The sequence below is a fragment of the Lentibacillus sp. JNUCC-1 genome (assembly GCF_009741735.1).
GTDB lineage: Bacteria > Bacillota > Bacilli > Bacillales > Amphibacillaceae > Lentibacillus_B.
The window spans coordinates 161,235-186,307 of the sequence record NZ_WHOH01000001.1 but is presented as its reverse complement, the minus strand read 5'-3'; the positions used below and the strand labels follow the sequence as shown (position 1 = coordinate 186,307).

The window sequence follows — 25,073 nt, the reverse complement described above, 5'->3', positions numbered from 1 at the left end:
TATAGCCTGGGTGCTTTAGGGTATTGTCTTTGAAAGACTGGAAAAAGAATTCTGTTTGACATAAGATAATGGAGGTGTGCATGATGCATACAGAGATTAACAATAATCGCTTGACACTTATTACCGGAGATATTACAAAGCAAAATGCTGATGCTATTGTCAATGCTGCTAACGGGACACTAATGGGCGGTGGTGGTGTTGACGGTGCAATTCATCGGGCGGCGGGCAAACAATTGCTGGAGGCCTGTAAACAAGTCCGTGAAAAGGAATTAAACGGTGAAAAACTGGCAACAGGACAGGAGGTTATGACGAAAGGATTTGAATTGCCGGCTGACTGGGTCATTCATACCGTTGGGCCTGTATGGAGTGGAAATTTACAATCAAAAAAAGAGCAGCTGGCAAACTGTTACCAAAATGCATTGAAAATCGCGCAAGCTAAAAATCTCTCAAGTATTGCTTTTCCATCTATATCAACAGGGGTCTATCGATTTCCCATAGACCTTGCAGCTCAAATTGCCCTCGAAACGATTATTTCTTTTTTAAAAGATCACCAGTTTGGGGAAGTTGTAATGGTGCTATTTTCTGAAGGGGACTATACCACATATCAACAGGCTTTAAATGATCAAATGAACACGTAGATGTATCGTATTTAGAATTTAAACAGAAAGGAAGGGTGGTCATGTTTCATATGTTCAGAAACAGTTTAGATGACTTCAAACGAGCATATCCAAAATATCTCTCGTTTGAAGTGATTTATTCGTTTCTGGCGAGTTTGATTTTCACACCATTTTTATCATATTTGTTTAACAAATTGTTTATGATGGTCGGGCGGGGAGAAGCCCTTTTAAACAAAGATATTTATATGGTGGGTCTCAGTTACAAAGGTGTTTTAGGCTTATTTGGGATCAGTTTTTTAGCAGTAGCTGTCTTGTTTGTAGAATTTGGCGTAATTATTATCATCGCAGAAAAAAGTTATTTTAAAGAAGCTGTGACGGTTTCTGAAGCATTTGTGACGGCTATGACCCGAATCCCTAAGCTCATAGGTTTGGGCATATTTCATTTAATCTTTTTACTGCTGCTGGTTATTCCGTTTTTAGATGCCTCTACACTTCCACCGATATTGGATGTAAATATAACGATTCTGATTCGGGATTTGTTCAGAGAATCGTTAACGGCTAAGGTGTTTTATGCAGCAATTATTGCCGGAATTGCCTATGTGTACATGCGTTGGATATACACCTTGCATTTCATATTTATAGAGAATCAATCCATTCGTAAAGCAATTCGCGCAAGCTGGGGTTTGACACGGCATGGCAAGTTCCGACTCGTATTCACATTGATCTTGTGGAATGCCATTATTGTTGTATCAGGTTTTGGGATTGTGAGCTTGATATCGCGGCTTTCAATGATTCTTGACTCCAAAGTGGTCGGCGATTTTATTGGAAACTATCTGTTGACGGCATCCAGTTATATAGCTTTGATCATGTCTCTTTTTTTCATACCGGTTAACATGATTATACTGACACGCTTATTTTACAAGTCTCTTGACGAAATGGGGATGCCTGTTCTTGATCAATTGAATCTGAAAAAGGCCTCGTTCCTGAGACGTTTGGAGGATAGGATTGGCGCACTGATCAAGCGTGGTAAGATCATCTTAATATCCATACTTGTGCTCGTCCTAACTGGTGGGTTTGCCATGAACTATTTCATTAATGATTCCATTGTTTATTTACCGTGGGATGTGGAAGTTGCCGGGCATAAAGGGGATGGGTTCAGCGCACCTGAAAATTCAATTTCAAGCATTAAATCGGGGATTCAAAAAGGGGTTGACGCCGTGGAAATCGACGTCACACTGACAAAAGACAATGTGCTTGTGCTCAGTCACGATCAGGATCTAAGAAGAACTGCGGGTATCCCCGCCGAAATCAAAGATCTCACATATGAAGAGTTGTCTAAAATTGACATAGGGACCCCGTTTGATGAAGCCTTTGCGGGAGAAACCATACCAAAACTTGATGAAGTGCTGTCTTTGACAACAGAGACCAACACGCGCGTGATCATCGATGTAAAAACCAATATCGACGAAGACATTTATGCGAGTGAAATTGTGAGACTCGTAGAAAAGCATGGTGCAGCAGAATTGGCCTCTGTGCAATCGTTCAACCGTCAATTCCTGAAAATGATTCGCAAACAAAATGAAGAGATTGATATCGGACAAATACTTTATCTTTCAGCTGGCAATCTGTCTAACATGGATGTGGATTTTTATACTGTTCGCGAAAGTATGCTGACCAAACGATTCATTAAGCATGCGAAAAGAGAGAACCGAAAGATCTGGGTATGGACTGTTAACTATGAGCGAAACATTAAAGAGGTCCTTTCTTATGATATTGATGGGATTATTACGGATTATCCCGAAAAGGTGCAGCGTATACTGGGAGTCCGGGAAGCTGAAGGTGAAACGGGCATGAGGCGCGATAAACGATAATTCGTTTGCTTGCTAGAGATTATGAAGTTGTTTTATGATAGAAGAGATTGTAAATGGCTAATTAAATTATTATGGAAAGTGTGTATATATATGAAGACATTAGTAATTATATCGCACCCGGATATTTTGGAATCAGGAAGTCAGCAATTTTTGCTCAATGCAGTTCCTAGTGAAGGGGTAACGATACACCATTTAGAAAGCACTTATCCTAGTGGAAAGATTGACGTGCAAAAAGAGCAAGAACTTTTAGATGCCCATGACCGGATTATATTTCAATTTCCTTTTTATTGGTATTCGTCACCTGCTCCGCTAAAACAGTGGCAGGATGACGTCCTGACCAACGGGTATGCTCATGGCAAAGCAGATGGTAGATTGGCTGGTAAAGAATTTGGACTTGTCTTTATGCTTGGCGTGCATGAACGCGAATACCAGGCAGGAGGGAGAGAACTCTTTTCGATCAGCGAACTGACACGGCCGTTCCAGGCGATGGCCCATAAAACCGGAATGACCTATCTACGCCCATTAACTGTGTATCAATTTGCATATATGACGGACGAGGAAAAGATGGATCTTTACATACGTTATCAGCAAAAATTGACCAATGAAAACTCTGAGAGCCTTGCTTCCCGCGAAAGATGGGTTTCTGAGCAGTTGCGTCAATTAAATACAAACGATCTGGAGCCGGGTGCTGAAGATATTTTAAATCATGCCGCAGACTTAATGGAAACAAACCGTACCACAATCGATGAATTACAAGTCGTACTTGATCAGATGTGGTAAGAGTTTACAGACTGAAGACGGATAAAAGGCAGGCGTTGAAACGTGGAACAAAATGAATGGATTCTAGGAGAACTCGATCGTCTATTTGCAGAGGAAAAGGATTTCAGGCGTTTAGCTTTGATTAAAGCTGCTCGAGAAATTATCGGAGAGCAGGATAAACGCATTTGGCAAATGGAAGGGGAATTGGACGGCACGCTTTGGAGCCCAAAGAAATGGGACGAATAAGAACAAAAGCGGAAACGCCTTGCTCACCCCGAAAATCATAAGCAATAACGCGTAGTGGAGATTTTTGCCACGAAGCGTTATTGCTTATGACTCGAGGGGTAGGCGTTGGAGCTGGACGATACAAAAGCGGAAGCGCCTTGCTCACCCCGAAAATCATAAGCAAGAACGCGTAGTGGCGATCTTTGGCACGAAGCGTTATTGCTTATGACTCGAGGGGTAGGCGTTGGAGCTGGACGATACAAAAGCGGAAGCGCCTTGCTCACCCCCGAAAATCATAAGCAAGAACGCGTAGTGGCGATCTTTGGCACGAAGCGTTATTGCTTATGACTCGAGGGGGTAGGCGTTGGAGCTGGACATGGCCTTTGATAATGTTTATTAACAGCTCGGATATTTTTAAATTTCCTAAACAAGAATGAAGAGAGCTTCCGTTTGAAAGAAGCTCTTTTTGTCTAAACTTTTTTCATTGTGATCCACCCAGAAACAAACAAACCAGCACCAAGAATGAGTGTTCCCCAGTGCGGAAAATGAAATTCTGGACCAATATCGGGTGTAAAATAGATAATCAGCATAAACAATCCGATAGAGAACACCCCATACAGCCATAAAATGAAAAACTCGAGTTTTTTACCGATATTCTTAAAAGTGCTCCAACGCAAATATTGAATCAATATATACGTCAGGAAAAAAGCAGCGGGTATGGAGATCAGGGTTTTGATTGTAAACCCTCCGAGGTGTATCGTTTCATGTGCTGCTCCTTTTGAAAAGATATGATACATCACAATATTGATCAGGCCTGTAAGCATTGCCCCGGATCCAAGGAAATACAATATCCCCATTAGAAAGTATTTTACGAAGTTCTTGGGCATTTTTTGCGGGAGAGCACCGATGATATCATCAGCATACCCCTTGGGGTCATCACCGAAGACATCATGGGCTGTTTTGCCTCCTGCTTGCGCTTCAAGTAGATGCTCAAGCAGTTCTGAAAGAATCTCTTCGGTAGCAATATCTGATTTACTGAATGACAATCTGATATATACAAGCATATCCTCGTAGTACTGCAAGTTTTCCGGCGTAAGTTCTTTCCTTTTCTCATTGTTCTCTTTAATTAATTCTTTTTCCGTTGTCATATTTGATCCTCCCCCTGTAATAATTGGTCGACTGGCTGTTTGACACTCTCCCAATGGATCTTAAAAGCTTCAAGTGCTTCAGACCCTTTGTCAGTGAGGTTGTAATATTTGCGGTTGGGGCCGCTTGGTGAAGGCTGCAAGCTTCCTGTAATTAATTCCTCTTTTTGCATGCGCAGCAAAACAGGATAAATGGATCCTTCACTGACAGATAACCCGTAATCCTGAAGTTTCATCGATAACTCATATCCATACACAGTTTGCCGGGCAATAATTGCCAGAATACAGCCTTCTAAAATTCCTTTTAACAACTGGCTTTTAATAGACATTAACCCACCTGCCTTGTATAACAAGATACCAACCAAAAAAGTATTTGCTACCTTGTAATAACATATAGTATAAATGAAACATAACTAACTTGCAATACCAAGTAGCTTTAAACTTTAAAATAAATGTATTTTCGCCTATTCTTAAAACGTTATTAAATTGTAGAGTAAGGAGGAGACACCATGATCATTGGGGACCATACGAAGGATTATCTGCCAGCTATCAAACAGCTACCAGTAAATCGGCCGCTTGAAAAAGATGATTTACTGAATGAAACGTTTCTTCTGTCTAAAGAAAACAATTTGCGTATGTATTATGCGCCTCATAATGAATATCTTAACCAGAATGCACGAATTGTGATTGTTGGCATCACACCCGGCTGGCAGCAGATGAAAAAAGCCTACGAGCAAGTGCTCCAGTGTGTGGATAATGAACAGACAGAGGATGAAGATGTCTTAAAACAAGCAAAATGGGCAGCTCGTTTTTCCGGAAGTATGCGGCGCAATCTTATCAATATGTTAGATGAATGTGGCTTGCCTGATCACCTTGGATTAGCATCTTCCGCAGAGTTATTCTCGAACAAAACGAACCTCTTGCACACCACATCTGTAATTAAATATCCAGTATTTTATAACGGTAAGAATTATACAGGTCATCAGCCGAATTTTAATCAATCTTCAATGCTTCACACATATGTACAAAAAGTATTCCCAACCGAGTTGCAGCTTATAGAAGGGGCGGGTTAATTATACGCTAGGCAAAATTGTCGAGAAGGTTTTAAAGCAATTACAAAACGGTCGTATGCTGCCTGAACATACATATGTATATGGGTTTCCGCATCCATCGGGGGCTAATGGACATCGAAAAAAGCAATTTCTTCAACAAAAAGAAAAGATGAAGTATGTAATTCAGCAGTGGGGAAAAGAGCATAGTTAAAACCCCAGTCCCAAAAAGAAATGGGCTGGGGTTTGATACTTACCTAAACGTTACGGATTTTCATAATTTCATCTGCAACAAATTCTACCTGTGTGCCTACAATGACTTGAATGCTATGCTTGCCGACGATGTTGACACCCGGAACGCCTGTTGCTTTGATGCGTTGCTCGTCAACTGCATCCATGTCTTTGACTTCCAGGCGCAGTCGTGATACACAGTTGTCTACAGAGGTGACGTTTTCGTCGCCGCCAAGACCAGCGTATATTTCAGCGGCCATTTGAGAAAAGTCATTCTTGCCACTCTTTGATCCACCAGTTTTAGGTGGTGTAGCTGCACCTTCAGCATCTGCTACAGCAACATCATCATCTTCAGCGTCTCCTTCATCACGTCCTGGTGTTTTAAAGTTAAACTTCACAATCAGGAAGCGGAACAGGAAGTAATAGATCACTGCAAATGCGAGCCCCTGCAGAATGAGCATATAAGGTTGGTTGGCAATTGGATTGGTAAAGCTTAGGAAATAATCCACAAACCCAGCACTAAAACCAAACCCTGATGTCCACTGGAATAAGGCTGCAATAAACAGTGAAAGTCCTGTAAGCAGCGCGTGTACTACATAAAGAGCAGGTGCCAAGAACATAAATGAGAATTCAAGTGGTTCAGTTACACCTGTAAAGAATGATGCAACAGCTGCAGCAAGCATAAGAGACGCTGCTTGTTTTTTCCGTGTTGACTTAGCAGTATGATACATAGCAAGTGCTGCTGCTGGCAAACCAAACATCATAATCGGGAAGAAACCTGCTTGATAGCGTCCGGTAATACCTTGTGTACCTTCGCCAGCAAGGAACTTTCCAATGTCATTAATGCCGATTGTGTCAAACCAGAATACAGAGTTTAGAGCATGGTGCAGACCTGTCGGAATGAGCAAACGATTTAAGAAACCATATAAACCGGCACCAATTGCACCGAGGTCACTGATAAACGTACCGAATGTAACGAGCCATGAATAAATAATTGGCCATAGGACGAATAAGATAGCGGCAACAACTGCCATTGCAGCAGCTGACATAATGGGGGCAAGTCGTTTACCACTAAAGAACGCCAAGGCATCCGGAAGTCGAACATCACTAAATCTGTTATACATCATGGCAGAAACAATTCCGGAAATAATACCGATAAAGACGTTTTCGTTTTGAAGGAATGCGTCGTTAACAGCTGAGACATCAATTCCTTTTAAAGCTGATACTGTATCTGTGGACATTAAGCTTGAGACAACTAGAAACCCTACAAGTCCACTTAATCCCGCAGCACCATGTTTATCTTTGGAAAGTCCAATCGCTACACCTACAGCAAACAGAATACCAAGGTGGCCGAGAATTGCTGTTCCGGCATTAAGTAGAAATGATCCAATGACATTTCCTTCCCAGAAACCAAGGATCCAGTTTCCTAGACCGGCAAGAATAGCCGCTGCTGGCAGAACTGCAACAGGGAGCATTAATGCACGGCCCAAATTTTGTAAAGCTTTCATCATGTTAATAACCTCCTTTTTTAAATAAGAACAAGGCTGGTGTATTCGGTTTCAATAAGGGTATAAATGATAAAGTTAATTCTGTCTCAACCGCTCAATATGAAGCGTGATATAGCCAAGTTCTTCTTCAGGCAAATAAATGTTATGGTCAAGAGCAATATTTTCAGCAATTGTCTGAGCACATTGGAAGGAAATCTGATATTTCGACTTAATCATCTCCAGCATCTCCGGATCCATGGTGTGGTTATTGTATTGGTTTGTCCGGGTAAGTGCAAAATGGAGATGCATGATAAGCCTTTCATAGGCTATGTCGTTTTCCTCGATTGTTATGCTTAGACATGATTCAATGCTGTCGACCATCTCTCTGACGATGGTGGTCTGTCTTACAGCCTTGCGCACATCACCTCCTTTAAGTTTCATCGTATGGATGTGGAGGGCAATGAATCCTGCTTCGTCGAGAGGCATTTTGACGCCTGTTTTTTCTTCGATGTGTCTGATTGCCCATAGAGCAATGTTAAATTCTTCTTTATATAAAATCTTAATCTCCTGGAGTAGCTTATTATTGACGCGGATGCCTTCTTTTAGTCGCTCAATAGCAAATGAAACGTGGTCTGTCAGCATAATAAGGATGTGTTCATTGATTTTCATACCGAGTTCTTGCTCTGCATGCTTAATAATATCTTCGGCCAGGATCAAATGCTCCTCAGGGATACGTTCGAGCAACTGCTGTAATTTCTCATGCTCTTTTAGCACAAATAATTTTTCTACTGTACTTTGCGGGAGGATGTCGTTTTTGTGTTTATTAAATCCGACACCTGGTCCCATGGCGATTTTCTCTTGATCGTTGTCCATAACAATAACAGCATTATTGTTTAATATTTTTCTGATTTTCATTTTAAACACATCCTTAATGTGTACGTTTAAGATACTCGATCAGGTAATCGTCATAATCACTGTGTCTTTTATTTTAGCGTTTTTTGTTGTTTTAGGTGTAATGTTTCCTTTTAGATCGTTAGTATTTGTAATAACGACTGGTGTTATAATATGTTCAGCATGTTCCTTAATGTATTCCAGATCACATGTGATAACGAGATCTCCCATTTTCACTGTATCCCCAACTTCAACGTGAGTTTTAAACCCTTGTCCTTTTAACCCCACGGTTTCGAGACCGATATGGACAAGTATTTCTACATTGTCAGTTGTGCGGATGCCATAAGCGTGTTTCGTTTCAGGGATTTGAACAATTTCGCCGTCCGCCGGTGCTGTGAAACGCCCGTCTGATGGAATAATGGCGATACCGTCTCCCATCATTTTTTCGGAGAAGACAGGGTCGGGTACCTCAGTAATGGGAATAATTTCGCCGTTAACAGGAGTGTATATATGTCCGGGATGTGATTGAGTTGATTTCTGAAAAAGGTTTTTAAACATGATGAAGCCTCCTGTGAAATGATAGCCAACATTAAAATGACCATTAAAAAAGGCATGGTAAACCACTGACGATGTTATCGTAGTTGATTCACCATGCCTGATCTAGTCAGTTACATGATAGCGTTATTTAATTATCTTGTAATCTTAAATTAACATAGCGTTACAAAGATTGCAAGAGGTAGTAATAAGAATATCACCTACAAGGTCATTCGTGTATAATAGGTCTTATGTATATGGAGTAAAGAGGTAGATGGAATGAACAACAAATTGAAGTACTGCACTGGGTTTTTTGCATCATGTCTAATTGGATGTGGCATCAAAATTTTTCATGATACGTTCTTATTCAAAGTTAATCAAATCAGTTTTAAAACCAATAAGTGGACGAATGGAACCAAAATGAGAGTTGTACAACTAAGTGATTTGCATAATAGAACCTTTGGGAAAAAGAACAACCGGCTGCTCAAAGCAATTAAAGATCAGAATCCAGATGTGGTTGTCATTACTGGGGATTTAATTGATCGCAAAACACGGGGTTTTAGAAATGTTTATCAGCTAATCGATGTCTTGACGGTCATGTGCAAGCATGTCTATTTTGTTTCAGGTAATCATGAATGGGAACATCCGGCAACCCAAATATTTATCCAAGGATTAAAAAGCCGTGGGGTCATGATACTCGACGGAGAATATGCCAAGTTGGGTAAAGAAGGCAACAGTCTACGCCTGATTGGTGCGGGTTATGCTGTTGAAAATGCCGAAGAATATGATTCATATGATCTTTGTTACAGCACAGATGATTTTAATTTAGTGCTGGCTCACATGCCCGATGGCCTGGATATTAGTGAAACATCTGTTGATCTCATGCTCTGTGGCCATACACACGGAGGACAAATCCGATTTCCTTTGATCGGTGCTATGGTAGCTCCGGGCCAAGGTTTGTTTCCACATAGGGCTAAAGGTATTTATCCGCTTGAAAATGGTGGTTATATGTATATCGACAGCGGTCTGGGAACAACTCACATCCCAGTTCGTTTTATGAATCAAAGCCAATTTACGGTAATTGATTTAGAAGGCTGTGATTAAGAACAAAAGCGGAAACGCCTCGGTCACCCCCTGAAAATCATAAACAAGAGCATGTAGTGGGGGTCTTAGCCACGAAACATTATTGCTTATGACTCGAGGGGGGGAGGCGTTGGAGCTGGACGTGGCGTTTGACAATGTTTATTAACAGCTCGGATATTTTATAATTTCCTTAACAACAAAAAAAGGCGCGCTCGCACAGAGCACGCTTTTTTATTATATATTTAACCTCGTCTGCCGCCGCGGCCGCCACGTTTTCCTTCAGTGTTGCGTTTAAGGGATGATAAGTTCTCTTCGCTTGATTTTAAAAACTTTGCCATTTTATCTTCAAAGCTCTCTTTAGGTTTATATGATCCTTTGGAGCGGAAGTTTTGGCTCTGTTTTCTTGGGCGTTCAGGGCGCTCAACGGTTTTCTTGATAGAAAGGGCAATCTTACCTTCTTTTTCACTTAAGACTTTAACTTCGATCTCATCTCCGACCGTCAAGTGATCGTTCACATCTTTAACAAAGCTGTCAGCGACCTCGCTGATATGGACCAAACCTGTTTTTCCATCAGGCAATTCCACAAATGCACCAAAATTGGTAATACCAGTTACTTTTCCTTGTACCTTACTGCCGATTTCTATTGACAAAAAAGTTCCTCCTCAAAAATGTTAGCAACTTATTATAGCAAGGATTTAAATATTTTTCAATCATTGATACCCAAACGTTCTTTTTTAATATTGTCTTCCTAGAGATAGCCGAAATAAAAAAGCAAAGTATAAGTAAACTGCGAACTAAAAAGCATAGTAGGTCAACACCCATCAATGTATATAAGAGCACCGTGATTTGCGCTCCGGGAAGTCCCTTTAACTTTATCACAGCTCCAGTGCGACATCTGTTCAAGAAACCCACTTTCACAGTGTCTTCTAGCCGCGGGCACGGCCTCAGCCTCCTTGCCCCGGCAAGGGGTATGTCGACGTTGCCCGCAAAGGGCGATTTTAGTCGACCCTCCTTAATGTAATCGCTGTGGGGTCTTCGGACTCGTGCTGTTCCCGCAGGAGTCGACTTCCCTCCGCTCCAATCACTCTATGTAATTCAGTGGCTTGGATGGTTCTGCACACGTATTAATCTGGGACATTAACACGCTCTAACCAAGCTCGGGGAAAACACGGAGACTCCTGTGGGAGGAAAAGCCTCGGTGAGACCCCGGAGGTCGATAGACCGAGGAGGCTCAGCAGCGCCCACTGGACGCGGAGTGTTTTCCCCGAGCGGTTGCAAGAAGCAGTCATTTCAAGTTTTCTTTGGTTCATAGTTTGTGTCTACTTTTTGATAAGGGGTTATGGGAGATTTTTAATGAAATGTATCGTTCATTCTCTGTTCATATTCATCATTTAAGCTGGATTTATCATAAAAATAAAGGTGATGAATGGTATGTTAGCTTATGTACGAGAGTTGGTTAAGCGGGTTAGCAGCAAAAAAGGTGTGAAAATCACACTGGCGGTATGGGTGATCGCACTCATTGCTTTGACTGTATTTGCTCCATCAGCTGGTGATTATGAACAAAACAGTGAAGAGGCCAGCATTTCAGGAGATCGCCCTTCAGAAATAGCCTCACATTTAAAAGATCAGGAATTCCCCTCAGATGACGGCCTTACCGCGTTGATGGTGTTTCATCGTGACGGGGGCTTGAATGATCAGGATAAAGAAAAATTAACCAAGCTTAGCGAATGGCTGGCTTCAGATGATCGGCCAGAGGACATAGCGAGCGCACTTCCATTTCATGAGGTTCCTGAGGAAGTACAGGATAAAATGATTTCGGAAGATGGCACGACCCTTTTATTTAATGCAACTTTCAAAGAAGGTGTAGACAGTGATCTCGTTCACAATACACTGGATAAAATATCAAACAAGGTGGACAGTCTTGATATGGGGGACGTCCAATTTGAAATAACAGGGCCAGCAGGGATTGCGGCTGATACAATTGCCATGTTTAAAAATGGTGACTTCGTGTTGATGATTGGCACGATTGTGCTGATCTTTATCATCCTCATACTCATTTATCGTTCACCTATTTTGGCCATCACACCATTAATTATTGCAGGTTTGGTATATGGTGTTGTGGATCGACTTTTGGGTATAGCCGGGAAGTATGAACTGTTTGAAGTCAATAGTTCAGCAGTTTCAATTATGCTGGTTCTTCTCTTTGCAGTCGTTACCGATTACAGCTTGTTTATATTTTCCAGGTATCGTGAAGAACTGGAGAAGACAGAATCAAAATACGAATCAATGTCGAAAGCAATCTATCATGTTTCTGAACCGATTTTCTTCAGTGGCGGTACTATTTTCTTAGCCATGTTGACCTTGTTTGCAACGGTATTTGAACCTTATCATGCATTTGCATCAGTGTTTTCGGTCAGTGTAGCCGTCATTCTTATCGCAGGTTTGACATTAATTCCAAGTGTATTTGCCATTATGGGACGGAAAGCATTTTGGCCTTCGATTCCTAAAGCCAATGAAACATCTAAAAAAAGCCGCCATAAATTTTGGGGCGGGGTCGGACATTTGGTTAAAAAACGTTCAGGTGTTATAGCGGCCGTGTTGGTTGTTATTATGGGGATCGGAATTTACAACGTAACACAAATCGATTATTCGTTTAATCAGCTGAAGTCATTCCCGGAAGATATGTCTTCAAGAAAAGGATTTGAATTGCTTGAGGAACATTATCCAGCAGGGGAGCTTGCTCCGGTTAACGTCATTGTGCAATCGGACGATACATTTGACAATGATACGGACTTCAGAGACCATATATCATCCTTAATCCAGCAATTAGAATCTGCAGAACAAGTAGATTCCGTATCGCCAGGATTATCAGATGCTATGGTTAAAGGAGACGAAGAACTTCCGCGGGACTTTCTCGCTGAAAGTAAGCGGGCGGTGAAACTTCAATTAACTCTTAGTGGCAATCCGTATGAACCTGAAGCATTAGATGCAATTGAGGATTTGAGGGAAAATGAAGGGCAATTGCTAACCTCCTCAGGTTTCTCTACAAAGAGTACGAGTCTGCATTACAGCGGACAAACTGCTCAGCAGCTCGATGTTCGACACATGAATGAACGGGATACCATTGTATTGTTTGCCATTGTAATTGTATTAATTGTCTTAGTTCTTGCATTCCAGACGCGATCCTTGCTTATGGCAGGATTGATGGTAGGGACGATTCTTTTGTCCTTTGGAGCGACACTTGGATTCAGTTGGTGGATGTTTGAACACTTGATGGGATACGATTCAATCAGTTATAGACTGCCGGTATATACATTTGTATTTATGGTGGCGCTTGGTGTCGACTACAATATCATGCTTGTGTCAAGAATCCGGGAGTACGCGAAAACGAAAGTTTGGAAAGATGCTGTTGAAGAAGGCGTTAAAATGACAGGTGGGGTTATATCTTCAGCAGGGCTTATACTCGCGGCAACTTTTGCTGTCTTGATGTCACAGCCGATTCAGGAATTGTTCTTATTCGGTTTTGCGATGGCATTCGGTATATTGCTCGATACGTTTATCGTGCGTGGATTCCTCATGCCGTCCTTATTAAATCTGACACACAGGGAAAAATAGAGAAGCACAATCAGCCGTACACACTTATATGTGTACGGCTGATGTGTTATTTAACATGAAGTGTGACAGCACGTTTGCCGAGTGACCCCCAGTTATGAATGAATGTATCCCTGTCATAAAATTCACGTTTTCCTGTATCCGGGTCATGGACGATGATGAAGTCCTGGTCATATCCAACTACCGTGACAGCGTGTTCGTTGTTGTACCAATCAATCATTTGCCCGAGCGGGTCCTCCCATGATTTATGGTAATAGGTTTCCCTTTGCTTGAGTGTCGTCCAAGCTACAACAGGTGTTCCTTTGTCTAAAACAGAGAGGACTTCTGTGAAATCTCTCCCGCTCAAATCCAGGCTGCATTCGGGCAAGAAATGCTCAATAATACGGAGTATGGGCTTTTGGAAGACACCATAACTTCCTTCGTCAGAATAAGGGTCTCCCACAAAAGTTTCATCGGGATTCGCACCATACCATTTACCATCTATTTCATGTACTTTATCGCCTTTTATAAGTTGATCTGCCACCGCAAACTTATCAGCATCAATTTTTGCCCATCTTAACAGCATTGAGGTTGCGGTTGCCTCACATCCGGTGGGCAAGTCTGGATATTGATAATCCAATGGCACACCCTCAATAAGAACTTGTTTGTTCAGCATGCGTCGATGCCTCCGTTAACTCAGTTAAATATTTTTGTGAATCTCGGGTAATTCCATGTAGAATCCATGGTGATTTAAGGGTGAAAGGATGTGCCCATGGCAATAAACTGACATCATATTCAGTCAAATCAATCCACACCAGTGTTTCCCTCTCGGATGTTTTGTGCTTCAGTGTCTTATATTCACTTTCAATTGTTTCCCAAAGTCCTTCCTGAATTGAAAAGTCAGACCAAGGATAGACGACATGTAGATATTGATGCTTCTTTCTGTCCGGTTTTAAAATCACCATACGTGTTTGTGCTGCATTCTCATAAAACACCCAATCCTTTATGGTGTCTGGTTCAAAAAGATGTGGGGTTGCCGGCAGGGGATAATAGCATTCGTAGGGAAACACTGTTTTAGGTTGAGTGAACACACTTTCAAGCCAGGCCTGCTTCCGATTTGTATCGTCGATTTTTGTCCATATGTCACATTTTCCCTTCAGTAAGCCGGGCTCTTTTGTTGTCGCTCCGTAAAGACTGATGATCGGTGTTAATCCGATCTTTTCCAGCACGCGTCTTGCAGGTAAATTATTTTCTTCTGTGTTAGCACCGACCCAATTAATTCGCGGGTTTTTAAAAGCTTCCGTGGTGATATATTTCATTAAAGTTGTCGCATAGCCATATCCTCTAAAACGCGTATCACTACGCAATCGTCCGAGCATGGCGTACGATCCTGCAATAACAGAAAATCCGCCGATACAGGCTAATTGGTCGTCGGCAAACAGGCCGTATATAGTATCCCCTCGTTCAAGCAACTCTGGAAACACTCGCAGAACGTAATCGTCATTGATCCCTGTTTGCATGTTTGCGATGTGTGAATAGTCTTTTTCATTCAATGTGCGAATATATTGTGTCATAGTTAATCACCTCAAGTTCTAAGTTGCTCATACAGCTATTATACGTGGAAGAGAAACTGTTTTCATTTAAAATGCAATCAGGTTTAGAACCTTCTCTATTTGGATAAAGTGACTGTAAGACAGTTTATTATAAAGGAGTGAGAAGGATGTATAGGCCGATAAGCGCTATTTACGGTGGGCAACCTGAATATACCAGCGAATCTCATATAACCCCTTTGAATAACCAGAACGTTCATTTGGATGTGTTTGAAACAGATCATGATGTCATTGTAGAAGGATTTGTGCCGGGGGAGACGCGGAAAGAATTCATCGCCTACAGTGTCAATCACAAAACGCTCCAAGTCAGTTTACCAGCTGAACAATACACACAATCTACTCCTAACGGAAATTCACAGATGATCAATGTACGTGTTCGACTGCCCTCGCTAATAAATGAAGATTCGAGTCAACTTTACTATGAGGATGGAAGGATAAAGTTCAAACTGCCTAAACGTTACCCGAAGTATAAACTATATCTCGTTGCGTTATTGAATATCTTTAAATAATTGATTTAAAAACAAGCTGCCAAATGTGAATACGGCAGCTTGTTTTTTTAGTAGTCGCCCGTGAGTTTAATTCAAAACAGAGAGGGTATTGAGATGATGAAAACTTAAACAAACAGGAGGATTCACTGATGGCAAATAAGCAGTCAAATACAGCAAAACGACGACTAATTGATCACAGAATCTTTTTGCCCTCACTGGTTGTAGTTGTAGCGATCAGTATGTTATTTGCGATGTACGAAGATACCTCTCTTGAATTGTTGAACAATGTATTCGATTCTATTGTTAATCACTTCAAATGGGGTTATATCTGGTATACGATCATTCTGGTGGCAGCAGGACTTTACCTTTCTTTTTCTAAATATGGAAATGTCGTTCTCGGTGACCCTACCGAGAAACCCAGATTTACCTTATTTGAATATGCTTCTATATTAATTGCCATGGGTTTGGGTTCTACAATCATGCGAACTGGAATGCTTCAATGGGCATCTGTAGCAAATGACCCTCCATTTGGAGTGGAGGCAGGGTCAACTCAAGCCTTGATGTGGGGAAACGCTTACGGCATGTTTATGTGGAGTTTTCAGGTGTTCGCCATATTTGTGATGGCCGCACCAGCAATGGGATATGTATTGCATGTTCGAAAAAAACCTTTTATGCGGATTTCTGAAGCATGCCGTGTTCTCTTCGGAGATAAATTCACGGATGGAATTGGCGGTAAAGTACTTGATATTATCTTTCTTATTAGTATTTTAACCGGCGCTGCAGTTACCCTTGGTCTGGGAGCACCGATTGTCACTTACAACGTAGCTGAGTTACTCAATACAGAAATCACATTTACTCTTACGTTGATTGTGACACTTGTCTGGGTTGGTCTTTTCTCAGTTAGTGCGTACCTTGGTATTGAAAAAGGTATTAAACGACTGAGTACGCTTAATATGTATTTAGCAGCGGCCTTTGCCTTGTTCGTGATGGTAATTGGCCCGGGAATTTTCATACTGGACTATTTTACTGACACGGTCGGCTTTCTGTTTTCTAACTATACAGATCTTGCTTTCTATACGAACTCGCTTGATTTAAAAGGTTCGACTCATATTGAAAGCCATATCGTTTTTTGGTTTGCTTATAGTGCAACTTGGGCAATGCTTCATAGTGTGTTCGCCGCTAAAATTTCCCGTGGCCGTACGATCAAGGAAATGATTTTGACCTATTTGCTGGCTCCGACTATGATATCCTGGGTAGCGACCGGCGTGCTTGGAGGACTTGGAGTTAACCGTTATTTGACAGGCGAACTAGACGTTCTTGATATTGTTAAAAATCAAGATAGAATGCAAGCTATTCCCGATATCCTGTCAACACTGCCGCTATCAACCTTTGTGATTATTGTGTTTGTAATTATTGCAACCATCTTTTTAACAACAACACTTGATTCGACGACATATACAATCGCATCCTATACAGGTACCGAAAATATGAGTAAAGCAGAACCCTCAAAGTACTTGCGCATCCTTGTAGCAGGCGTTATTACAGCACTTGCACTCGTACTAATGCGGATTGGAGGTCTGGCCCCACTTGAGGTGCTGTCGGGACTCATGGGTATCCCGATTATCGTCGTTCAATTTCTGACAATTTATGCTGCTAAAAAAATGATGGATGAAGACAAAGCTTGGATCACACAAGTTCGCGATCATAAAAGAAGCTCATCACGCCAAAGACAGTACAACAGAAAACAATCATAAACACGACAGAACGGGTATTTCCCGTTCTGTTTGACCTTTTATGTGAATTGGTGCACAATGTACATAGATTTGTCACTAAACTGTCCCATCTTTGTAACGGTTAACACTTTATTCAAGTGGTTTATGTTGTATGCTAGATGTGACTTAAATCACACCCAAGTCAAAAATAAACACCAACCCCGTAACGTTGACACAAACTGCAAATCAGTAAAACTTAACTCATACTCAAGATGAGAGAACCGTGATTTGCGTACTGGGAAGTCGCTTTAACTTTATCACAGCTCAAGTGCGACATCTGTTCAAGAAGCCCACTTTCACAGTGTCTTCTTTGTCAAGGAGCCTGCAGGACGCAGGTCGTTCGATGTTGGCGCAGGACGCGCCGGTTTTAATCGAACATCCCCTGACGCCTCCTTGCTCCGGCAAGGGGTATGTCGCCGTTGCCCGCAAGGGGAGGTTTTAGTCGCCCCCTCCTTAATATAACGTTGTGGGGTTCAATCGCCACTTCTTCACGACCCACATCCTGATGGTTCGAGACTCAGCAGCGCCCGCGGAAAACGCAGTGTTTTCCCCGAGTGGCTGTATGAGGAAGTCTTAAGTTGGTTCGCTGTTTATGGAAGATTCGGTATGGTATAGATTTCATTTTATATAAGGGGGCTTTTTGTATGGATCCTTTGGTTATTGCTCGGTTACAATTTGCATCGACGACGATCTTTCACTATTTCTTTGTGCCAGTTTCGATTGGCTTGGCGTTCACGATTGCAATTATGCAGACGTTGTATGTGTTTAAAAAGAAAGATGTTTACCGCAAGATGACAAAATTCTGGTCTGTTTTATTTCTGATTAACTTCGCGGTTGGGGTTGTCACTGGTATTTTTCAAGAGTTCCAGTTTGGCATGAACTGGTCAACGTATTCCCGTTTTGTCGGGGATGTGTTTGGACCATCACTCGCTATTGAAGGGTTATTGGCTTTCTTTCTTGAATCAACCTTTATTGCTGTATGGGTCTTTGGCTGGAATCGACTGCCTAAGAAAGTACACTTGGCCTCGATTTGGCTCGTGGCTATCGGAACAATCTTGTCAGCCTTCTGGATTTTATCGGCGAACTCGTTTATGCAGAATCCGGTTGGGTTTGAAATTGCTGGAGAGAGAGCACAGATGAACAACTTTGCAGCTATTTTAACGAACCCCCATCTATGGGCGCAGTTCCCGCACGTACTTGTTACTTCGCTCGTTACAGGCGGTTTTGTCATTGCGAGTATCAGTGCATGGAAACTGCTGAGGAAACAGGATGTGGAAATGTTTAAGCGTTCTTTCCGTGTTTCGATTATCGTTGCCACTTCAGCAGCATTTTTAATGATGTTTACAGGACACTGGCAAGCTCAGTATCTCGTAGAATCTCAACCTATGAAAATGGCTGCTGCTGAAGCTTTATGGGAAAACAGTGGAGATCCTGCACCTTTTACTGTATATGCATCCATTAACACTGAAGAAAACATGAACGATTATGAGCTGCAAATTCCCTACATGCTGAGCTTTTTGTCTTACAATAAATTTAGTGGATCTCTCGAGGGGCTAAATCAGCTGCAAGCAGATTATGAAGAGAAGTATGGTCCTGGTGACTATATCCCCTCTGTTCCGACGGTTTTCTGGGCTTTTCGCATAATGACAGGGTCTGGCGGTCTGCTGCTGCTCCTTGGTTTATATGGAGGTTATGTATCACGAAGAAACAAAACACCAAAAGCGAGCCTTTATTTGAAAATCATGCCTTTTGCTATGGCTCTTCCATTTGTAGCTAACACTGCAGGGTGGATTATGACAGAAATGGGGCGTCAGCCTTGGGTTGTCTTTGGCATGATGAAGACAGAAGATGCTGTTTCACCTTCTGTAACAGCGAATGAAATGTTGTTCTCGTTGGTTACATTTACCTTAATTTATGCGATTCTTGCAGCGTTGACGGTTTACTTGTTCAGCCGTCATATTAAAAAGCCAGTGTTTGTAGAAGAAGAAGCAGAAAGTAATCAAGACCCATTTGGTACTGATGAAGGAGGTAAAAGTCATGTCTCTTCCTGAGTTTTGGTTCCTGGTAATCACAATCTTATTTGTCGGGTTCTTTGTTTTAGAAGGATTTGACTTTGGTGTTGGCATGATCGCCCGCTTTTTGGGGAAAGATGATACAGAAAAACGCGTTTATATTAACACGATTGGACCGTTTTGGGATGCAAATGAAGTTTGGCTAATTACAGCTGGCGGTGCTATGTTTGCAGCATTTCCTCACTGGTATGCGACAATGTTCAGCGGGTTCTATATACCGTTGGTGTTTATGCTACTCGCGCTGATCGTTCGCGGAGTATCATTTGAATTCCGGGGCAAAGTTGAAAATCCGAAGTGGAAGCATACTTGGGATTGGGCACTGACAATTGGAAGCTTTCTTCCCCCTATATTATGGGGTGTAGTCCTGGCCAACTTTATGACCGGTATGCCGATTGACGAAAACAAGGAAATGGTCGGTGGCTTTCTGCAATTTCTACATCCATTTGCTCTTCTAGGCGGTGTGATGCTGCTGATGCTTTTTCTTGTGCATGGGCTGCAGTTTATTTCTATTCGAACAGAAGGAGAATTGAACGACAGGGCGAAAGCGTTTAGCAGAAAAGTTGCCCCTGTTGCATTGATTCTGTTCCTGGCCTTTATCGTGGTTGGGTATTTTGTCTCAGACGTCTTTACTTACCATGGGCAAACCTTTATGACGATTCCAATACTCGCCTTCATTGCTTTGTACTGGGGGCTGAGCAGCAAGGCACAAGCTGGAGAACGGACGCGTTTTGCTCTTACAACCGTATCCATTATTCTTTTAACAGGCAGTATCTTTCTGGGGATGTTTCCGAGAATTATGATCAGCTCAATCTCGGATGCGTATAGTTTGACCGTTGAAAATGCGTCATCAGGTCCCTACACATTGAAGATCATGAGTTATTTCTCGATTGCATTATCACCGTTTGTTCTCGGGTATCAGGCTTGGAGTTATTATATTTTCAGGAAACGACTGAAAAAAGAAGATGAGTTGGAATACTAATGACACAAACACGTACAAGAGGATTACCTCGTTATAAAGGGTCCAGGCTGCTGCACGGATCTTTAACTCTGCTGACGCTCATTGAGGTGGCTGCCATTATTGCCCAGGCTATTTTCCTGGCCCGGGCAGTCACCTTCTTGTTTCAAGGTACGCCCGTTTCAGACATTTGGTCAGAGATTGGGTTATTTTTGGTCGCTTTTATTTCTCGTTACATGACGACACATGCTCAAACAATGCTTGCCCAGCGCTATGCTGCTGACACAGCCCGAAGACTGCGCACTCAGCTTGTGCAACGCTATTTTACAAGAGAGCTCTATTTTATTCAGCAAAAAGGTGTTGGCCATCTTACGACCTTAATGATGGACGGTGTTGATCACGTAAAAGCGTACTTGGAAATAATCAGTATGCGCATGATAAAAACAATGATTGTGCCTGCTGTTATTGTGGTCTATGTATGGACCATAGATGTATCTTCTGCTGTAATTTTGGTGGTGACTGTTCCTGTTGTCATTATGTTTATGATTCTACTTGGCAAGGCAGCACAGGCTATGGCGGATAAACAATATGACACATACAAGCGGTTGAGCAATCACTTTATTGACTCACTAAAAGGACTGGAAACACTTGTGTATCTAGGGCAGAGCAAGAAGCATGCAGAAAGAATTGATCAAGTCAATACAGATTACCGGAAAGCCACTATGCGGACGTTAAAAGTTGCCTTTCTTTCCTCATTTGCTCTGGATTTTTTCACAAGTTTATCAATCGCATTTGTTGCAGTAGGTCTTGGACTTCGATTGATTGATGGACATATAGACTTGCTGCCTGCTTTGACGATCCTTGTTTTGGCACCGGAGTATTACTCTCCTATAAAACAGGTGGGGAAAGATTATCATGCAACACTTGACGGACAAGTTGCTATGGGAGAAATTAATGCTGTGCTTGCAGAACAAGAAAATGAAAACAACCAGGAAAGGGTTTTGGTTGTTCAAAATAACCGGACATTTCCTGCATTGTCTTTTGACAATGTGTCACTAAGGCTCAACGATAAGCCTGTTTTAAGCAGACTAACGTTTGCCATGCCAAAAGGGTGGATAGGGTTGGTTGGACCCAGCGGATCCGGGAAATCCAGTTTCATTAACGTTCTGGCAGGGAGACTCCTGCCTGTATCTGGAGCGATTAAGTTGGATGATGAGCATGTATCAGGCTTGAATATCAGAGAATGGTATGATCTGATGGCCTACATCCCCCAGACACCTTACATTTTTCCACTGTCTTTAGCCGATAATGTTCGGTTTTATGCGCCGGAAGCATCTGATGATGACATTAAACAAGTGATTGATCACATTGGGTTAAGACAATTTGTTAATACACTGCCTCACGGGATTGATGAACCAATCGGTGAGGGCGGGAGAATGTTAAGCGGAGGACAGGAACAACGTATTGCCATTGCCCGTGCGCTTTTGTCTGATAAACCTGTTATTTTGTTGGATGAGCCAACAGCTCATCTTGATATTGAAACAGAATATGAAATTAAACAGGTGATGCGAGAGGTGTTCCGCGACCGGCAAGTCATACTTGCGACCCACCGGCTGCATTGGATGAATGATATGGATTATATTTATATGCTGAAGGAAGGTATGATTGCAGAAGAGGGGACACACAACGAACTGGCTGCAAGAGATGGTGCCTATACTCAATTTATTCAGCGAAGAGGTGAAACCGGCCTATGAAAACATGGATCTTACCTTATATCAGATTTTATAAAGGCCGCATTGCACTAAATGTCCTTTTCTCTGTTCTGGGTGTCGGTTCCGGAGCGATGTTGCTGTTTATTTCAGGCTATTTAATTTCCAAGTCTGCACTTCGGCCGGAAAACATTATGCTTGTGTATGTGCCAATTGTAGCCGTACGAGCTCTCAGTATCTCACAAGCGGTTTTTCCCTATTTGGAGAAACTGACAGGGCATAATGTTGTGTTAAGAATTTTGGCGTACTACCGAAATAAACTTTATGACATCATTGAACCTCAAGCCCTTATGCTCAGGAGCCGTTTCCAGACGGGGATATCCTGGGTGTCATTGCTGAAGACATCGAAAAACTCCAGGACTTTTATATACGGACGCTTTTTCCAGCTGTATCCAGTGTATTTATTTATACAGCAGTCATCATTGTTTTTGGCGTATTTGATCCGTTATTTATGCTCCTCGCATTTGCAGTTATGGGGGTTGCGGTTTGGCTTGTACCGATGTTTTCCTATTTCATCATGCGTCGTCATCATGTGTCTATTAAACAGAAACGGAGAAAGCTGTATCAGCATGTAACAGATGCCTTATTTGGACAATTGGACTGGCTTGTCAGTGGGCGTGTTTCTGAATTATTTAAACGAGTGGAAATGGAAAATAACAGTCTGATTGACAGGGAAAATCGTGTGCATCAATGGCATCATTTAAGAGATGCGCTTCTGAGGCTCGTTTCAGGCATTATGATCATCCTGACGATGGTATGGGTTTCTGGTCAAACAGATGAAGGTGCCATGTCAGCTACAGTAATTGCAGCTTTTGCCCTGATGATGTTCTCAGTTACTGACGCCTTGATGCCGACAAGTGATGCTGTAGAGGAGCTTCCGTCTTACAGGGATTCCATTCACCGAATGAATCAACTGGCTGCGCGGGAAAACAACAATGGTCCCATTAATGAAAGGGCTGCTGCCCGTATTTCCGCTCATCCATCCATACATTTAAAAAATGTTACTTTCGGATATGATCATGTTCAGCCACCAGTCATTGATCAATTGAACCTTTCAATCAATTCTGGGGAAAAAGTCGCTCTATTGGGCAAAAGCGGGGCAGGTAAATCAACTTTACTGAAACTGATGTCAGGTGTCCTTGAGCCTGCAGAAGGACAGCTCCTGCTAGATGACGCCAAGATGGATGCCAGTTTCTTATCAAAGCAAGTTGCTGTATTGAATCAGCATCCACATTTGTTTAATACAACCGTCGCAAACAATGTCCGTATTGGCCAGCCTGATGCCACAGAAGAAGAAGAAATAATCAATGTTTTGAGGGATGCTCAAATGATGGACATGATTGAGACCTTGCCTGAAGGTATTCATACGAAGATGGAGGAAATGGGCAAGCGCTTTTCAGGTGGCGAACGTCATCGTATTGCTTTTGCACGTTTGCTTCTTCAGGACACGCCCATCATATTATTGGATGAACCGACAACTGGGCTTGACCCTTTAACTGAACAATCGTTATTAGAAACAATGTTGCACGCTGCTCGCAATAAAACGGTGGTCTTAGTCACCCATCACCTTGCAGGTGCAGAATTAATGGATAATATTCTGTTTATAGATAAAGGTGGTATTAAGATGGCTGGAAGCCATGACGAACTCATGGAGACCAGTGACTATTATCGAACATTGTATGCAATGGATTCGGGTGTTCACGGATGACCCCGCCCATGGTATAATAACCTTCTGTGCGTTTGACTAGCTTTAAGTTTGGCAGATATGATGGAGGTTTTTATGCATGTGGTTTGTATTTTCACTTTTAACAGCGTTTGCTTGGGGCGGCGCCAATCTATTTTATAAGAAAGGGTCTGACCCTGACGACAAACTCAGTCACTTAAAGATTGTTGTCATGGTCGGCCTTGTAATGGGTATCCATGCTGTATTGTATATGCTAATCAAGGATGTGGCGTTTGACCCATTTGATATTGTACGTTATTTCCCAGTTTCATTCTTATATATTTTGTCGATGACCATCGGGTATATCGGTTTAAGATATATTGAATTGTCGATTGCTGCGCCTGTGCAGAACTCTTCTGGGGCCGTCAGCGCCATTCTACTATTCATTTTCTTTCCAAGAGAGCTGCATATGCTTGACATTGCTGGAGTGATCATTGTCACTGCAGGGGTCATTGGACTAGCTGCGCTTGAAAAACAGGACGAAGTTGAAGCTATGCAAAAGGTTAGTGGGTCAGTCGATAAAAAGTATCAAATCGGTGTATTGGCGATCACCTTTCCAATCCTTTACAGTCTGATTGATGGTTTAGGTACATTTGCGGATGGAATTTACCTTGACGAACTGAAATTAATCAGTGAAAGTTCAGCCCTGATTGCCTACGAATTAACATTTTTCATGTGTGCTGTACTGGCTTTTATATATGTAAAAGGCATCAAAAAGGCACAGTTTAACTTTTTTGTTGAGCGGGATAAAGGATATGCAGCCATTCTTGAAACGGTGGGGCAATTTTTCTATGTATTTGCGATGGCCGGCAATGCCATCATTGCAGCGCCGCTCATAGCCGCACATGGTATATTTTCAGTTATTTTATCACGCATTTTTCTTAAAGAGGTTCTATCAACACGACATTATATTATGATCATCATTGTCATGACCGGAATCATTCTCCTCGGCGTGACCGATGCTTTATAACCAAAACGGCAGCTCCCTTCATCGATAGGAGCTGCCGTTTTTAAATGCATTAGAACATCGGAAATACATAGTTAATGAGAAACCATAGGATTCCGAAGAAAATAATGAGGTAGGTGGCATATTTGATAATAGCGACGCCCACTTTGGATGGATCGCTTTTCTTTTCTTTTCGCTCAACTTCTACATCCCGATTTTCATCCATGATGAATCCTCCTTGTTTAATGAATTTCA

Annotated in this window: 22 protein-coding genes and 1 pseudogene; 14 read left to right on the top strand and 9 right to left on the bottom strand. The window is 42.0% G+C overall.

The features are described 5' to 3' along the window. Positions 1-80: 80 nt before the first annotated feature. The 4 genes from JNUCC1_RS00940 (at position 81) to JNUCC1_RS00925 (ending at position 3,493) form a co-directional block, all read left to right on the top strand. On the top strand, positions 81-638 hold the full coding sequence (locus tag JNUCC1_RS00940; RefSeq protein ID WP_442915407.1) for an O-acetyl-ADP-ribose deacetylase: 558 nt from the start codon (positions 81-83) through the stop codon (positions 636-638). A gap of 41 nt (positions 639-679) precedes the next feature. Continuing rightward, positions 680-2,488: a glycerophosphoryl diester phosphodiesterase membrane domain-containing protein gene (locus JNUCC1_RS00935; protein WP_156643600.1), complete on the top strand. Its 1,809-nt coding sequence runs from the start codon at positions 680-682 to the stop codon at positions 2,486-2,488. A 90-nt stretch (positions 2,489-2,578) separates the two neighbouring features. Continuing rightward, positions 2,579-3,268 carry an NAD(P)H-dependent oxidoreductase gene (locus JNUCC1_RS00930; RefSeq protein WP_156643599.1) on the top strand — a complete coding sequence of 230 codons (690 nt, stop codon included), beginning with the start codon at positions 2,579-2,581 and terminating at the stop codon, positions 3,266-3,268. A gap of 42 nt (positions 3,269-3,310) precedes the next feature. After that, positions 3,311-3,493 (top strand): hypothetical protein, encoded by a 183-nt coding sequence (locus JNUCC1_RS00925; RefSeq protein ID WP_197431587.1) that lies wholly within the window; start codon positions 3,311-3,313, stop codon positions 3,491-3,493. Between the two features lie 449 nt (positions 3,494-3,942). Here the strand turns inward: JNUCC1_RS00925 and JNUCC1_RS00920 are convergent, their stop codons facing one another. Next, complete coding sequence (locus JNUCC1_RS00920; protein WP_156643598.1) at positions 3,943-4,620, bottom strand: DUF1129 family protein; 678 nt, start codon at positions 4,618-4,620, stop codon at positions 3,943-3,945. Then, positions 4,617-4,946 (bottom strand): PadR family transcriptional regulator, encoded by a 330-nt coding sequence (locus JNUCC1_RS00915; protein WP_156643597.1) that lies wholly within the window; start codon positions 4,944-4,946, stop codon positions 4,617-4,619. The genes JNUCC1_RS00920 and JNUCC1_RS00915 overlap by 4 nt, the downstream gene beginning before the upstream one ends. Positions 4,947-5,126: 180 nt before the next feature. On the opposite strand from JNUCC1_RS00915, the gene JNUCC1_RS00910 reads away from it, so the two are divergent. Further along, entirely contained in the window at positions 5,127-5,690 is a 564-nt protein-coding gene (locus JNUCC1_RS00910; protein ID WP_231746928.1) for a hypothetical protein, read from the top strand. A gap of 233 nt (positions 5,691-5,923) precedes the next feature. Here the strand turns inward: JNUCC1_RS00910 and nagE are convergent, their stop codons facing one another. From nagE to JNUCC1_RS00895, 3 genes are all read right to left on the bottom strand, one after another. Beyond that, positions 5,924-7,408 carry an N-acetylglucosamine-specific PTS transporter subunit IIBC gene (gene nagE, locus JNUCC1_RS00905; RefSeq protein WP_156643596.1) on the bottom strand — a complete coding sequence of 495 codons (1,485 nt, stop codon included), beginning with the start codon at positions 7,406-7,408 and terminating at the stop codon, positions 5,924-5,926. A gap of 72 nt (positions 7,409-7,480) precedes the next feature. Continuing rightward, entirely contained in the window at positions 7,481-8,299 is an 819-nt protein-coding gene (locus JNUCC1_RS00900; protein WP_156643595.1) for a PRD domain-containing protein, read from the bottom strand. A gap of 39 nt (positions 8,300-8,338) precedes the next feature. Further along, entirely contained in the window at positions 8,339-8,833 is a 495-nt protein-coding gene (locus JNUCC1_RS00895; RefSeq protein WP_156643594.1) for a PTS sugar transporter subunit IIA, read from the bottom strand. A 255-nt stretch (positions 8,834-9,088) separates the two neighbouring features. Here JNUCC1_RS00895 and JNUCC1_RS00890 point away from each other — a divergent pair, with 255 nt between their 5' ends. Then, positions 9,089-9,913, top strand: coding sequence for a metallophosphoesterase (locus JNUCC1_RS00890; protein WP_156643593.1), 825 nt, complete (start codon positions 9,089-9,091; stop codon positions 9,911-9,913). 221 nt (positions 9,914-10,134) lie between these two features. Here the strand turns inward: JNUCC1_RS00890 and JNUCC1_RS00885 are convergent, their stop codons facing one another. After that, positions 10,135-10,542: a S1 domain-containing RNA-binding protein gene (locus JNUCC1_RS00885; RefSeq protein ID WP_156643592.1), complete on the bottom strand. Its 408-nt coding sequence runs from the start codon at positions 10,540-10,542 to the stop codon at positions 10,135-10,137. A 781-nt stretch (positions 10,543-11,323) separates the two neighbouring features. Here JNUCC1_RS00885 and JNUCC1_RS00880 point away from each other — a divergent pair. Continuing rightward, positions 11,324-13,507: an MMPL family transporter gene (locus JNUCC1_RS00880; RefSeq protein WP_156643591.1), complete on the top strand. Its 2,184-nt coding sequence runs from the start codon at positions 11,324-11,326 to the stop codon at positions 13,505-13,507. A 46-nt stretch (positions 13,508-13,553) separates the two neighbouring features. Here JNUCC1_RS00880 and JNUCC1_RS00875 read toward each other — a convergent pair whose 3' ends face one another. Both JNUCC1_RS00875 and JNUCC1_RS00870 read right to left on the bottom strand, forming a co-directional pair. Continuing rightward, positions 13,554-14,159, bottom strand: coding sequence for a C39 family peptidase (locus JNUCC1_RS00875; protein WP_231746927.1), 606 nt, complete (start codon positions 14,157-14,159; stop codon positions 13,554-13,556). Next, positions 14,134-15,057, bottom strand: a complete 924-nt coding sequence (locus tag JNUCC1_RS00870; RefSeq protein WP_156643590.1) for a GNAT family N-acetyltransferase — start codon at positions 15,055-15,057, stop codon at positions 14,134-14,136. The genes JNUCC1_RS00875 and JNUCC1_RS00870 overlap by 26 nt, the downstream gene beginning before the upstream one ends. A gap of 146 nt (positions 15,058-15,203) precedes the next feature. Between JNUCC1_RS00870 and JNUCC1_RS00865 the strand changes: the two genes are divergently transcribed. The 7 genes and pseudogenes from JNUCC1_RS00865 (at position 15,204) to JNUCC1_RS00835 (ending at position 24,842) form a co-directional block, all read left to right on the top strand. After that, positions 15,204-15,602, top strand: coding sequence for an Hsp20/alpha crystallin family protein (locus JNUCC1_RS00865; protein ID WP_156643589.1), 399 nt, complete (start codon positions 15,204-15,206; stop codon positions 15,600-15,602). Positions 15,603-15,730: 128 nt separating this feature from the next. Then, on the top strand, positions 15,731-17,335 hold the full coding sequence (locus JNUCC1_RS00860; protein WP_156643588.1) for a BCCT family transporter: 1,605 nt from the start codon (positions 15,731-15,733) through the stop codon (positions 17,333-17,335). Positions 17,336-17,997: 662 nt separating this feature from the next. Then, entirely contained in the window at positions 17,998-19,404 is a 1,407-nt protein-coding gene (locus JNUCC1_RS00855) for a cytochrome ubiquinol oxidase subunit I (protein WP_156643587.1), read from the top strand. After that, positions 19,373-20,404, top strand: coding sequence for a cytochrome d ubiquinol oxidase subunit II (gene cydB, locus JNUCC1_RS00850; protein WP_231746926.1), 1,032 nt, complete (start codon positions 19,373-19,375; stop codon positions 20,402-20,404). Before JNUCC1_RS00855 ends, cydB begins: the two co-directional genes overlap by 32 nt. Beyond that, positions 20,404-22,134: a thiol reductant ABC exporter subunit CydD gene (gene cydD, locus JNUCC1_RS00845; RefSeq protein WP_156643585.1), complete on the top strand. Its 1,731-nt coding sequence runs from the start codon at positions 20,404-20,406 to the stop codon at positions 22,132-22,134. Before cydB ends, cydD begins: the two co-directional genes overlap by 1 nt. Beyond that, positions 22,131-23,857, top strand: a pseudogene (gene cydC, locus JNUCC1_RS00840) (thiol reductant ABC exporter subunit CydC). Before cydD ends, cydC begins: the two are co-directional and overlap by 4 nt. 76 nt (positions 23,858-23,933) lie before the next feature. Next, a complete protein-coding gene (locus JNUCC1_RS00835) occupies positions 23,934-24,842 on the top strand; it encodes an EamA family transporter (protein ID WP_156643584.1) in 909 nt (302 codons plus the stop codon). A 49-nt stretch (positions 24,843-24,891) separates the two neighbouring features. On the opposite strand, the gene JNUCC1_RS18125 is transcribed toward JNUCC1_RS00835, so the two are convergent. Next, positions 24,892-25,044 carry a hypothetical protein gene (locus JNUCC1_RS18125; protein WP_197431586.1) on the bottom strand — a complete coding sequence of 51 codons (153 nt, stop codon included), beginning with the start codon at positions 25,042-25,044 and terminating at the stop codon, positions 24,892-24,894. Between the last annotated feature and the right edge of the window lie 29 nt (positions 25,045-25,073).